Origin of the sequence: Leptospira limi, from assembly GCF_026151395.1 — a bacterium.
Lineage (GTDB): Bacteria > Spirochaetota > Leptospiria > Leptospirales > Leptospiraceae > Leptospira_A > Leptospira_A limi.
In genome coordinates this window covers 228,915-241,312 of record NZ_JAMQPV010000004.1, presented here as the reverse complement: position 1 = coordinate 241,312, position 12,398 = coordinate 228,915, and the positions used below count along the sequence as shown (strand labels likewise).

Here is a 12,398-nt window from a genome sequence, read left to right as displayed (position 1 = left end):
AAGGGAAGGTTAATTCTCTTTACTGATGATTGGCGCAATGGAAGATTCAAAAATTGAATTGTATATTTTTGCGCCTTCATACGTTAGATGGTGTGGGTCAAAAAAATAACGAACATCTGAAATCACTTCTGTATGATCAATGACTGTTTGTCCACGTTTTGTTAACTGCTCCTTTAAGTGAGAGATCCACTCTTTTCGCCAGTTTGAATTTTTATAATATGCAAATTCAATTGGATTTTCAGGAGATAAGACGATAACAAACGGAATCTGATTTTGATAGAAAAATTCGGAAATTTCTAAGATCCGATTGTATTCGGACCATGGTTTGAATTCGACAGAGTTTACATTTTTTTTTGCTTCACGGACAACATGTAATCTCCACAATTCTTTTCGGTTTCCAGCATCTTTAATCATTCGTTCAAAATATTCCTTTTGGAACTCGTCCACTGACATTTGAACAAATCGAGTATCATCCCAATAACTTGCCCTTGAATAAGAACGATTTTCGGATTGGATACCATGGCAAAAAAAATGTGCCAACCGTATCCCAACTTCTTCATCTTTTCCATATCGAATTAAGTTGACTTCTTTTGCAGTCGGGAGTTGTGAAAGAATTTGAATCTTTACGATACTCCAAGGTAAATTGGAAGGATTTAATTCTTTCCAATGGATGTCTAACCATCCTGATTTTTGAATGTTGATGATTTGAGTATGAATCGGTGCATTGTTAATCAGTGTATGTTGATTTTCGAAAAAAAGGAATTGGAGTTTTGTTTTTTTATTTTGAACAAAAATAGATTCAGTGTCTTTCTGAACTTTACACTCTATCGTTGCAGTTGTTTTAGTCCAACCCTTGGACCAAATTCCTTCTTTTGGAAGGACTCCTTGGTATAAATGGTATTTCCTACCACTTCGAAAATGATTATCAATAAAAACTACGATCGGATCCCAAAAGAAAATTCGGTAACGACTTACATAAAATAAGGCTTTTGTCGCCAATTTCGATAATGATTTACGATCTATTTCATTCCAATAATCTTTTAGATATGAGGTTGGGTAGATGGTTTTTGTCGGATAACGAGACGAAAACTCTTTGATCCATGTTCTTTCGTCAAATGAAAATGACTCTCCATTCTTTGCCATATACTCCCATTGTAAATCTGCAAAATTATGTAGATACACCACCAAATTTGGATTTGTTGAAAGTAAATTTTCTTTGTAGTAATAAAGATCCGTTGGAGCCATCGCTACGTGCGAAAAAAAGGAATACTTTGTATTTAATTTTTCTTTTTTATTCAGTTCGTCCGGTAATACCGAATACAAGGCTACGGAACTACCTGTTACGATGGTTCTATGTTTGTCTTTGGATGATTGTAATTCTTTTGTTTTGTAAATAAAGTTGTACCAAGGAGAAGAATCCCACTCGGTTTCATTCGGGAATAGGAAATACAAATCAAAAAAGAGTATGCGGTCAAAAAGAAAAATTGCACATAACAGCGCAATGGTGGATAAAAATACCTTCCATTTCATTCCGAGTGAGTTTTGATTTAAGGGTACTCGGGAGTTAGTTTCCATTTTCTTAATAAAAGTTTTTTTGCAAATTGGATCGCAAGTTTTAGCACCTTACGGTTAAAACTACTGTTCGAAAAAATGTATTTAATTGGGAGTTCTTTTATACTTCCATTGTTTTTGGAAACGATGGATAAAGCTTCCATATGAAAATCAAATGCAACCGACTCTAATGGATAGGATGCAATTTTTTCAAACATTTGCTTTGAATATCGCCGATACCCACTTGTACAATCACGAAGATTGTTCCCGAACAAATTAAAAATTCCATTCGATAAACAATAATTCATTACTTTAGCTGCTAACCATGAAATGAATTTTCGATACAATGGCACATTCACTGTCGAAGTCCGAGATCCAATCACCAAATCACAGTTTGGAAATTGGATGAAATCTTTTAGATAGGCAGCATCGTGTGATAATCCAGCATCCATTGTAATGACCCAATCATATTTTTTTTCGACAGCATACTTCATACCATCTTGTATCCCTTGGGGGATATGAGTATTTTTTTCATGTCGAATTACATTGAGTCGTCTTCCAAATTCTTTCTGGAGTTTCTTTAAAATAGCCGGAGTTTCATCTTTACTAGCATCATCAGTGACAGATACATCAGCATAAACGATAGCACCGCGAACCACCTCTTCGATAGTCGCGGCTTCATTATAAGCAGGAATAATCACTAATGTTTTGTTAGTCATTTTATTTTCCAGCGATGTTAAATACGTCTTTGTTAGCTTCGATCCACTTCAAAAGACGAGTGACCCCTTCTTTCGGCAGAATTTTAGGATTGAATCCAAACTTTTTTGCTTCTGAAATATCACAAATGAAATAACGCATATCACCAGGACGCTCCACTTCAAAAAGAATTTCCTGTTTTTTCCCAAGAATTTCTCCAATCAAGGAAATACATTCTAATAAGGAAATTTTATGTGGGCTTGCTCCCCCGATATTGTATACACCAGGGATTGGATTTTTGAAAAATTCAAGATACGACTTTGCACCGTCTTCAGCATGCAAGATATCTCGTGTTTGTTTACCAGTTCCAAATATTCTGAGTGGTAATCCAAAAACGGAACGAATTGCAAAGTTAGCAACCCAACCATGGTCTTCGCCACCAAACTGACGTTCACCGTAAATTCCTGTGAAACGAAAACTTGCGGCTTTTACTCCATACATATCAGTATAAGAGCGAACATAATGTTCTGCACTCATCTTTGATGCATGGAGAGGAGAAATTTGACCAACCATCGTTGGGTGAGTAACTGGGATTTCAACTGGTTCACGAACGTAAGAGGTTTTATCTTCTTTTAAACTGTCATTAATTGAATTTCCGTACACATGAATAGAAGAAGTGTTTACGACAGGGATTTTATGTTTCCGCGCTGCTTCCATTACATTAAAAGTTCCAATTACGTTGGTGGAAAAATCAAGCTCAGGGTCTTCCCAGGAGATTGTCATCGCTGGTTGTGCTGCAGTGTGAATGATATAATCACAATCTGCACTTCGATCCATCAAATGTTCTAGATTACGGATATCACCTTTCACCATTGTGACACCAAGTGATTTTAGATAATTCCAATTATAATCTCTTGTCGCATCTGATCCGTAACCAGTTCTTTTTAACTCATATTTTGTCATGTTATCAAAACTGACAACATCCCAACCTTCTTTACGAAATAATTCACAAACATGCGAACCTAAAAATCCGCATCCACCTGTAACCAATACTTTATTCGCCATCGCGACTTTCTCCTAGGAAAAACTTTTTTGATAATATCAATTTGAAAATTTGGAATGAATCAGAAATCATATCTCGAAGACGATATTCGATCTGCCCTACTGGCTTAAAATAAGACACGGGAATTTCAATACATCGCATATGTGATCTAACGATGTCAATCATCAGCTCAACAATAAACTTTCTATCTTCAACAACAAGTTGTGATCTGACTCGGTCATAAGATTCTCGCCAAACAGAAAAAAATTGGCAGTCGACATCTGTAAATCTAGGCTCTTGTCCCCACCAAAATACTTCGACAAGTTTTCCCATGAGTAAATTCACCAAACGATACAAGGGTTTTAGATTTGAGCCTTGTTCTATCATCTGCCTTGTGGTTCTTGTACCAATTACCATATCCGAATCCTTCATATATTCAAGAAGCTTCGGATAATCTTTAGAACGAAAAGAACCATCGGGTGATACAACTACTAAAATATCTCCCGTTGCATATTCGATTCCCCTTCTCACTTGTTCACCTAATCGTGTAGGATCACCATCACCAGGGAATGTGTATGTTTTTACTTTTTCTTTTTTTGCAAGCGCGAGAGTATCATCCGTCGATTCATTATCAATAACTATGATTTCATTAAATTTATCTTTAAAATCAACAATTACATCGGTAATGGATCGTCCATGATTATTGGTTGGGATGATAAGGCTTGTTTTAAACTTGGAAAATAAATCATTTCGCACTTCATAAACAGCGTGATAATAATCCTGCATTGAATTTATGTTAAAGTATTCACAATTCAACATGGTTGCAAATACTCCACCAGTTGACTCTTTTGCCATTTTATCAATAACATCTGTTATTTCGATGACTCCTGATTTTGGAGAAGGTGGTGTTTTTTTGAAAAATTCAAAGTATTCAGGTGTAAAAAAATAACTTCCTAATCCCAATAGTTCGTTAGGTGGATTTTCTGGTTTTTCTACCAAATTCAGAATTTTGTCTTCTGACAATACAACGGAATAGTTTTTTCGTATGCGAGATAAAAGAGAAGTTTTGACAACCCCGATAGACGCAGCCATTTTAGGATGTTTTTTCAAAACCTTTAAAAAGTTTTCATGATCCGTTCGGTAATAAAACTCATCACCCAGAATGGTTAAAAATGGCTCTCGGATTGTTTTTTCGAGACTGGCCACATCTGATGCAAGTCCTCGTTCTGTCCATTCCACAGGTTCGATCACCACTTTGGGAAGTGCTAATCGAATTTGTTCTAATTCACTGATAATCTGTTCTTTGAGATGTCCTACAAGGACATACACCTTTTCGATTCCAAAGGTTTTGACCATCAACTCTACGTTCCGATGGAGTATGGATTTACCTTCTATAACAAAAAGGGGTTTTGGAATAAAACTAGTGCGGGGGTAGGCTCTTGTGCCTTTTCCAGCTGCGGCTATCACCCCAATTCTGATCTTTTTCAATGTAAAAGGAAAGTCCCTGGAAGGAACGTTTGGGTCAATTAGAAAAGGTTCGTTTCCATTGGTAGAATTGGAGTTCCTGGTTCGGTTTGAACCCCGAAAAAGGCTCCCAATTCCCCTTGGAAGGGTTCCAAATTTTTGCGGGTGACTTTCCCCCCAAACCGTTTAAATGGAAGCCCCAAAAGCCTTCCGTAACCTCAGGTGAGTCAGGGATTTTTACGGCAACAGGGTTCCCTGGAATGTGGTCCAAATGGAAACGAAAGGGAAGATTTTTTTCGGTTCCGAGTAAGGATTCAGAAATCACCCACTGGTCTTTTTCATTTTTACTTAATAGGAATGCCAAATGGTCACAATCAAACCTGCGTAAAAGTGCAAATTTGGCATCCCAAACCGTTTTGGCTCGGATCTGGCAAGCTTCTGGAATTAATATCCAATTGGAACCCTCCTTCGTCATTTTCCCTACAAACAATACTTCTTCCCAACCGAAGGTTTTTTTGTAACGGAGTTCTTGTGCGTTGTAAAAAGACTTTCCCTTTTCAGAAAAAATTTCTATCCCTAAAACTAAGTATCCGTTTTCAGTTGTTTGACGGTCTGAAAAATACAATCCTTCAATTGGCTTTCCATAAAAAGGATTCGTCCAAAAAATGGAGAGAGTAAGGAAAAGTAAAATCGCTAATTTATGATGCATTTTCGAAAAAAAATCTTACTCCCTTTTTTCTTTTTAATCGCTTCATTCTCCCATTGCAATCCGCTTAATTCTGAAATTGGGAAAAATGACGACCTCATTTTATTATTGGGAGCTTATTCCTTACTCGGAGGCAATTGTTTTACGGGCTCTGATTTATGGGCACGCGATTTGCGAACGCAAAGTAGTGTATGTGTCCCAGTCGAACTTGTCAGTTCTGGCAACTACATTGAACTGTACAAAGAAAAATCCTTATCTTTAAACTTTAACTTAGTCCAATTTGCCAAAGATTTTGATTCCATCACATACCCCAAATTAATTGAAACATTTGGAACACCGAGTGATGTCGATGGTGATGGAAAAGTTAAAATATTGGTGATGGATATCAAAGATGGAGCAACGTCTAACAGTGCTTATGTTGCCGGATATTTTGACCCTATCAATTATTTCCCAGACAATTTCCTACTCCGCGTCAGATCAAATTTTGCAGAAGTTTTGTACTTAGATGGGAAAGAACTGATCACAGCAAATACGAAAGATCCAAATGCATTTGCATCTACCGCCGCACACGAATTCCAACACTTACTTAGATTCCCAAGAATGTATGAAGCAAATCAATCAGACGAATTGTGGATCAATGAAGGTACAAGCGAAGTTGCAAGTGATATAGCTGGGTATGGTCCTCAAACAAGTCGATTGGATTGTTATTCAGGTGTAAACGATTCTAGATGTGATGACGGAATCAATGGAGTTTCATTATTAGATTGGAATAGCAGTAGTGCAGATGTTCTAAAACAATATTCTTTTGCTTATGTATTTATGAGATACCTATATGATAGCTCCGGAACAAATGATACGCAACGGAAACAATTTTTTCGTGATACGGTAATTGGGGTAGGCGGCACTCGGGCCAATGCCACTGGCAATCTTATGAATGTTTTCAAAACCAGTGCAAATTATGATTCTACTGTTCTAACCAATACAAATTCAGATATGTTTTTCCGATTGTTTGCGGTTCTCACAGCACAGAGTTTTGGGATTGGTAATGTATCTTCTGTCCAACAAGTAACAAGTGATGGACAGGCGGCAACAACAGTTGATTTGTCTGGAGTTTTGACTAAATACCCTCTTTCTTCTAGTTTGAATCGACTTGTCTCAAACCCTGTGACACCAACAACTTATAAACAAACGATTAAACAAGGAGCTGCAAACTTCTATTCTTCCGCAACCCCTACTTTTTCAGCTCCGAATACTCGGAAAAACTATGGTCGACTAACAGGGATTTCACAAGGAATTGTTTTTTGGGCAGACTCACCCCAGGGACTCAATACAAACCTTAAATACATTCCGGGACAGGATGATACTCCCATTCAAAATCCAGGCAAACCTAGATCATTGAAATCTGTCATCGAAAACTCAACTAATAATGGGATGATCCCAATTTGTGGAATTGAATTTACAAACGATTTGGCTCATACCTACGAAAGTATTCCAATAAAATAGAACGCATTAAACTTCTATAACAATCTTTGGCAACGTGTCCACCATCAGCAAAGGCATTACAATTATAAGAAGGATCATGTTTCAATTTTAAAATCGAGTAGTTATGATCTTTGGTAATGGAATCAATTTCCGTTTCCCATGTTTTCACAAGAGATTCTTTTTCCATCAATGATTCAAAATCAGGAGATGACAAAGGCCATACAATGACTGCTTTGATTTTTTCCTCTTGTAATCGGTTGAGAATTTTTTCATAAAATCCAAATTGCATATTACTCCTTTGGTAAGATGCAAATAACCAATCAAGTGTTCTATGGCTTGTTAAAAGAAGTGCGTTGGAATCCTTTTCCATGTAATTATCAATGGGAGACAAACCATTTCCATTATGAGAAATTATATAATCATACGTTGACTTGTGCATTCCTAGAACATTATCTAAATATGGATTTTTGTAATTTTTCCACATTTGGTCTAAATAAGGTTTATATGTTCCGACCGCAAAAAGTTTACGACCAAGATAAAAGGAAACATGGTCTTTTCCAAACAAAGATAAATTAGAAAGAACATAACCCAAATCAAAACTATAAGTTAAATTCGAACTTTTGAAAACAGAGTTTTGATTGAATTGGTTTGGATCAGTTTCCATGATCACAAGGTCAGGTTTGATACCTGCATCTAATATTTTTGTGAGTTGGAAATCATAATAGGCTGGAGTTGTGACTGCCGAAGATAAATTGTAAATTTCCCAATCTGGATAAAAAGATACTAACTCATCATAATCAAAATACAACAATCTTGAAGATCCTAAAATCAGCATGATTTTTTTCGTTTTAGGAGAGTTTACACCGGGTTTCTCTTTTAATAATTTTTCTAAAAAATCTGATTTGGCTTTATAATTAACAGCTGTTAAGTCAATTTTGGCAAGTGTTTGGATGTATGGGATCCTGAAGATAGAATCCACTAAAAACAAAAAAATCAAAAGGTAAATTGGATAAAAAAGGAACCGTGCCTTGAGCATATCTGAAAGGAGAAAGGAAACGGATTAAAATGTAAAGCGAATTGAGATACCTCCCTCAGACTTTCGAATGAGGGAGTTAATGATTATGCTACTTGTGTACGAGCAAGTTTGCGTTTCTTTTTGAGACTTAGGAACCAATCATCAGCCTTACGAACGTGGCTTACTAATTTTTTCACGTGTTCTCTATTTTCTGGATTTAAGATTTCACGTGCTTCTTGGATGATTTCTTCCACTGTCTTCACATGGAATGTGAAATAACTAGTAAAGAGTTCATAATACTCTCTATCAGTGTTTTCCCAATCCTTTGATTGAATGTCATCAAACAATTCAAATAACTGTGGTATGTCGATCTCAGGTGTCGCATCAAAATGATTGTTCATCATTGCGATACGGTCTGTTATATCAGTTAATTTCTGGAAATAAGATTCCAGTTCAGGATATTCCATCTTCCAACCCTCCTTAACAACCCTTACTTTTACCAGGATTTTAGAAAGGGTCGAGAGATCAAGTTTTTTTCATAAATTTGCTGATATCTGGATTCTGTTTTAAAAATTCTTTTAAGAGGACAGCTTGTCCATCCCAAGCTTCTTTTGCACTTTCCAACCAAACATTTGATGAATCGTTATCAGGAAATCCTCCATTAATTATCGTTAGCCTGGATTGGTTTTGCGAGATTACTTCGAAAATCAATTGTAAAAATACATTTCCTGCTGGATGGTCTTTCCACTCCATTACAAGTTCACGAAGAGGTTCTATTTTTTTATAAATTCCATGCGAAGTGAAATTGCCTTCAAGTCCAAGTTTCCAAGTCCAAGAAAACTCCCCTCCTACTTTTGGTCTACCACGCACTTCATCTGCCAACCAATGCACTAACACTTCATAAACGGTGACCGCCGACCATAAACGTTCAATTGGTTCATCAAATGTAAATATAGACTTGGTTTCTCTCATAGACAGAGAAATACGTTTTGAAGCTTAGTTTGGCAAGATGTTTTTTAAGGAATAAAATCCCAATGGATGGAAATAATAACCTGCCATTGGGATTGGTTTTGATTTAGATATTTAAATTGTTGGGTCTTACATAAACAGATTGTACAACGCTGATGTTTCTCATTTGGAAGGCAGCTGCACAATATGCTAAATAGTATCTCCACTTACGGATAAAGGTTTCGCTATATCCTTGGTTTCTCACTTCTGTTAGGTTTTCCTCAAAAGCTTTTAACCACAAACGAAGTGTTTTTGCATAACTGAGTCCCATATCTTCTAAATTGTGAAGATACATGTCACCAGTACGATTAATGGCTTGGTTCATTCGGCCTATGGACGGGAGAAGTGATCCTGGGAAGATATGTTTTTGAATAAAATCAATTCCCTTTTTAAAAGAAGTGAACCGAGCATCCGGGCAAGTGATCACTTGTAAAGCCATGATTCCATCTTGTGTGAGTAAATCTTGGCATTTTTGAAAGAAGGTTTCGTAAAATGCATCTCCTACTGCTTCTAACATCTCAACTGATACTAATTTTGTAAATTTTCCTTCAATTTTACGATAATCTTGGATTCGAATTTCAATTTTGTCGGATAAACCTTCTTTTTCAATCCTTTCCTTCGCAAATTTGTATTGTTCTTCAGATAACGTAACAGTAGTTACCTTACATCCATAGTTTTTTGCTGCATGTATGGATAAAAATCCCCATCCACTTCCAATTTCCAATAAATGATCTTTTGGATTTAGTTTTAACTTTTGGCAAAGTTTATCAACTTTGATCGTTTGTGCTTCTTCCAGTGACTGGTCGAGAGATTCAAAATAAGCAGAACTATATGTCATTGTAGGATCAAGGAATAACTTATAAAAACTATTCCCTAAATCATAATGTTCCACAATATTCTTTTTACTTCCAGTTAGTGTATTCCTTCGGAGAAAATGTAAGAACTTATTTCCCAAATTGAATAAATCTAAATGGAAAAGTTTTTTCTTAGCGCCAGATAAATTAGGAGCATCGTCCACATTTAATATGAACCATGAAATTACATTCTCAATGGAATCTGTATCCCAATCTCCAGTTAAATAAGATTCGGAAAATCCAATGTCACCATGTAACACTGATTTCTTGAAGAATACAGGATTTTTAACATGGATCAGTGCCGAGTGAAACTTTGGTTCATAATTACTGTTGGCATCACCTAATATCAATTGTTCTCCATTTGGGAGAATCATTCGAAGTGATCCACGTTTCATGGAACTCATCGCTTTAAAAAATATTTTCCTGTAAATAGGATATTGTTCGGTTACCGACTTATCCTTTAGTTCACTAAAAAGCTCTGAATCAATCGTTTCTTGTAAAAGGGACTGGTTCGCTGATTTTTCCAAGGGGAACTCCTGTTTGTTTCTCTAAGTTTTGGTGTTTCTTTATGTAAGGGATTTTTTTGATCCACAACTTGAATGCTTGCCAATGAATCAATGTTATTATTTTGACGGTAATAATTGGAAATTGGATGAAAAGTTTTAATAAGTATTTCGATCGAAAGCGAATTTTTTTTCCTATAAAGGACGTAATCAAAATTCGTTTCCCATCCTCATAAGAGTCGACTCCAATCTGTAATTTTTCATTGGGTACATTCAATCGAAATTCAAATTCGGAATCTAATGGGATAAATGGGGAGACATAAAAGTTCTTTGGTTCTCGTATGAAAACCTCGGGATCTGCAATGGTTCCCTTCCCTGTTTGGAATGTACCAATGTATGGTTTGATTTCCCCAAAGGTATTCCCTACTTCTGCTATGGCAACAAGTGGTTTCCCCAATGTATCAAAACAAAAGTAAAAACTAACAGGATTGAACACATAACCCAAAACTCTTAGATTTGTTAAGAGAAAAATTTTGCCAATTGGTCCTTTGACACCCGAAGCTTCCAAAAACGTTTTAACATTTTCATAAATGGATTCTTTTCCGAATTGTAAGTGGTCTTTGTCATAAAAAGAAAACAGATTCCACCGATTCCTGGAAAACAACAAACTAGACTTCGCCAAGTTATCAATTTCTTCCAAGTCCAAATAAAAATTAAATATTTTATACTGGAATTTGTTTTGTGTGGGAGCGGTACGCATATGAAATACGTCCGCTTCATACATACAGGAATTTAAGTCCATGGGTCTCTTTTTAAAATACTTTTTGATACATTCACTGCAGACAAAAATCCATCTTCATGGAATCCATATCTAAAATAAGCACCTGCATAATAAATTGGCCCATCTTCATTTAACATGGGCAAACGATTTTGACCAAGAGACGCTTCGACCGAAAACAATGGATGTTCGTAATCAATTTTTTTGATTGTATGGCTTTGTTTCACACGACCTGGATCATTGATTGTTACAAAATAATTCTTCTTTTTGGATACATTTTGTAAACGATTCATCCAATAGATGGTGTACGGTTCCAATTTTCCACTGTTTGATTCAGTGATTTTATAATTCCAACTCGACCAACAGGATTTGATAGATGGCATATCGGAATCATCAGTATGTAAGGTCGCTGTATTGTGTTGGTATTTATAGAGAGGGAGTAATTCTTTTTCGAGTTTTGTTGGGTTCCCTAGTAATTTAGCGGAAATATGCCCATGTGTTGCAAGAAGGACTTTGTCAAATACTTCCTTTTTCCCTTCCGGTAACACAAGTTCCACTTTTCCATTCGGCAAACGGTTTACGGCAAGCACAGGTGTATTCAATCGGAATCGGTTTTGGATGGGCGGAATGATTCGTTTTACATATTCTTTGGATCCACCATCAACTGTATACCACTGGTGTTGTGTATTGAGTCCCAAAAATCCATGGTTGTAAAAAAATCGGATGAGTGATTTGGCAGGGAATTCCAACATCAAATCTGGTGGAGTGGACCAAACAGCCGAACTCATAGGAACCAAATAATAATTGAGAATGTCTTTTCCATACCCAAAGGTTTCCATATAACGACCCAAATTCCAATCATCGTAAGTTGGGTTATCCAATATTTTCGGTGCTTCCGTATTAAACCGATTGATCTCAAGTAACATTTTTAAGTACCGAGGACGGAAGAGATTTCTTTTCTGAGCAAATAAACCAGAAAGTCCAGATCCACAAAACTCTAGTTTGGTGGGATCAAATTGTACACTGAATGACATATCCGATTTTTTGGTCGGAACATTTAAGGTTTGGAATAAACGTAATAAATTTGGATACGTAACATGGTTGAATACAATAAACCCAGTATCAATAGGAATTTGGATTCCATCTTCTTCTACCATGACTGTATTGGTATGACCACCGATATAATCGGCATGATCAAAAATGGTTAATTCAAAATCGTTTTTTAAAAAGTATGCAGAACCTAAACCTGCGATTCCAGTTCCGACAATTGCTAAAGTTTCTTTCACTTGATTCCCTAAT

12 protein-coding genes are annotated in these 12,398 nt (G+C 36.2%); 1 reads left to right on the top strand and 11 read right to left on the bottom strand.

The genetic code is table 11. From position 1 onward, the window contains the following. Positions 1-9: 9 nt before the first annotated feature. From ND812_RS17790 to ND812_RS17770, 5 genes are read right to left on the bottom strand one after another with little or no spacing between them, the layout of a single operon-like run. Positions 10-1,575: a hypothetical protein gene (locus tag ND812_RS17790; RefSeq protein WP_265376673.1), complete on the bottom strand. Its 1,566-nt coding sequence runs from the start codon at positions 1,573-1,575 to the stop codon at positions 10-12. Next, positions 1,548-2,270 (bottom strand): glycosyltransferase, encoded by a 723-nt coding sequence (locus ND812_RS17785; protein ID WP_265376672.1) that lies wholly within the window; start codon positions 2,268-2,270, stop codon positions 1,548-1,550. The genes ND812_RS17790 and ND812_RS17785 overlap by 28 nt, the downstream gene beginning before the upstream one ends. A gap of 1 nt (position 2,271) precedes the next feature. Next, complete coding sequence (locus ND812_RS17780) at positions 2,272-3,312, bottom strand: NAD-dependent epimerase/dehydratase family protein (RefSeq protein WP_265376671.1); 1,041 nt, start codon at positions 3,310-3,312, stop codon at positions 2,272-2,274. Next, entirely contained in the window at positions 3,302-4,777 is a 1,476-nt protein-coding gene (locus tag ND812_RS17775) for a sugar phosphate nucleotidyltransferase (RefSeq protein ID WP_265376670.1), read from the bottom strand. Before ND812_RS17775 ends, ND812_RS17780 begins: the two co-directional genes overlap by 11 nt. Before the next feature lie 34 nt (positions 4,778-4,811). Continuing rightward, positions 4,812-5,462: a hypothetical protein gene (locus ND812_RS17770; RefSeq protein ID WP_265376669.1), complete on the bottom strand. Its 651-nt coding sequence runs from the start codon at positions 5,460-5,462 to the stop codon at positions 4,812-4,814. On the opposite strand from ND812_RS17770, the gene ND812_RS17765 reads away from it, so the two are divergent. Further along, positions 5,457-6,962, top strand: a complete 1,506-nt coding sequence (locus ND812_RS17765) for a peptidase MA family protein (protein ID WP_265376668.1) — start codon at positions 5,457-5,459, stop codon at positions 6,960-6,962. The two genes, ND812_RS17770 and ND812_RS17765, sit on opposite strands and share 6 nt — an antisense overlap. Here ND812_RS17765 and ND812_RS17760 read toward each other — a convergent pair. The 6 genes from ND812_RS17760 to ND812_RS17735 form a co-directional block, all read right to left on the bottom strand. Next, the gene (locus ND812_RS17760; protein ID WP_265376667.1) at positions 6,916-7,920 is read right to left on the bottom strand and encodes a DUF1574 domain-containing protein; all 1,005 of its coding nucleotides are present in this window, start codon (positions 7,918-7,920) and stop codon (positions 6,916-6,918) included. The genes ND812_RS17765 and ND812_RS17760 overlap by 47 nt on opposite strands. A 140-nt stretch (positions 7,921-8,060) precedes the next feature. After that, on the bottom strand, positions 8,061-8,423 hold the full coding sequence (locus tag ND812_RS17755; RefSeq protein ID WP_265376666.1) for a protein kinase family protein: 363 nt from the start codon (positions 8,421-8,423) through the stop codon (positions 8,061-8,063). A gap of 58 nt (positions 8,424-8,481) precedes the next feature. Continuing rightward, a complete protein-coding gene (locus ND812_RS17750) occupies positions 8,482-8,928 on the bottom strand; it encodes an SRPBCC family protein (protein ID WP_265376665.1) in 447 nt (148 codons plus the stop codon). Between the two features lie 103 nt (positions 8,929-9,031). After that, positions 9,032-10,345 (bottom strand): SAM-dependent methyltransferase, encoded by a 1,314-nt coding sequence (locus ND812_RS17745; RefSeq protein WP_265376664.1) that lies wholly within the window; start codon positions 10,343-10,345, stop codon positions 9,032-9,034. Next, positions 10,302-11,105 (bottom strand): DUF1365 domain-containing protein, encoded by an 804-nt coding sequence (locus ND812_RS17740; RefSeq protein ID WP_265376697.1) that lies wholly within the window; start codon positions 11,103-11,105, stop codon positions 10,302-10,304. The genes ND812_RS17745 and ND812_RS17740 overlap by 44 nt, the downstream gene beginning before the upstream one ends. Before the next feature lie 8 nt (positions 11,106-11,113). Then, positions 11,114-12,385, bottom strand: a complete 1,272-nt coding sequence (locus tag ND812_RS17735; protein WP_265376663.1) for an NAD(P)/FAD-dependent oxidoreductase — start codon at positions 12,383-12,385, stop codon at positions 11,114-11,116. Positions 12,386-12,398: the final 13 nt, after the last annotated feature.

Coding starts and splice junctions, on each gene's coding strand:
- ND812_RS17790 (WP_265376673.1), bottom strand. CDS start 1,575: ATGGAAACTAACTCCCGAGTACCCTTAAATCAAAACTCACTCGGAATG.
- ND812_RS17785 (WP_265376672.1), bottom strand. CDS start 2,270: ATGACTAACAAAACATTAGTGATTATTCCTGCTTATAATGAAGCCGCG.
- ND812_RS17780 (WP_265376671.1), bottom strand. CDS start 3,312: ATGGCGAATAAAGTATTGGTTACAGGTGGATGCGGATTTTTAGGTTCG.
- ND812_RS17765 (WP_265376668.1), top strand. CDS start 5,457: ATGCATTTTCGAAAAAAAATCTTACTCCCTTTTTTCTTTTTAATCGCT.
- ND812_RS17770 (WP_265376669.1), bottom strand. CDS start 5,462: ATGCATCATAAATTAGCGATTTTACTTTTCCTTACTCTCTCCATTTTT.
- ND812_RS17755 (WP_265376666.1), bottom strand. CDS start 8,423: ATGGAATATCCTGAACTGGAATCTTATTTCCAGAAATTAACTGATATA.
- ND812_RS17750 (WP_265376665.1), bottom strand. CDS start 8,928: ATGAGAGAAACCAAGTCTATATTTACATTTGATGAACCAATTGAACGT.
- ND812_RS17740 (WP_265376697.1), bottom strand. CDS start 11,105: ATGTATGAAGCGGACGTATTTCATATGCGTACCGCTCCCACACAAAAC.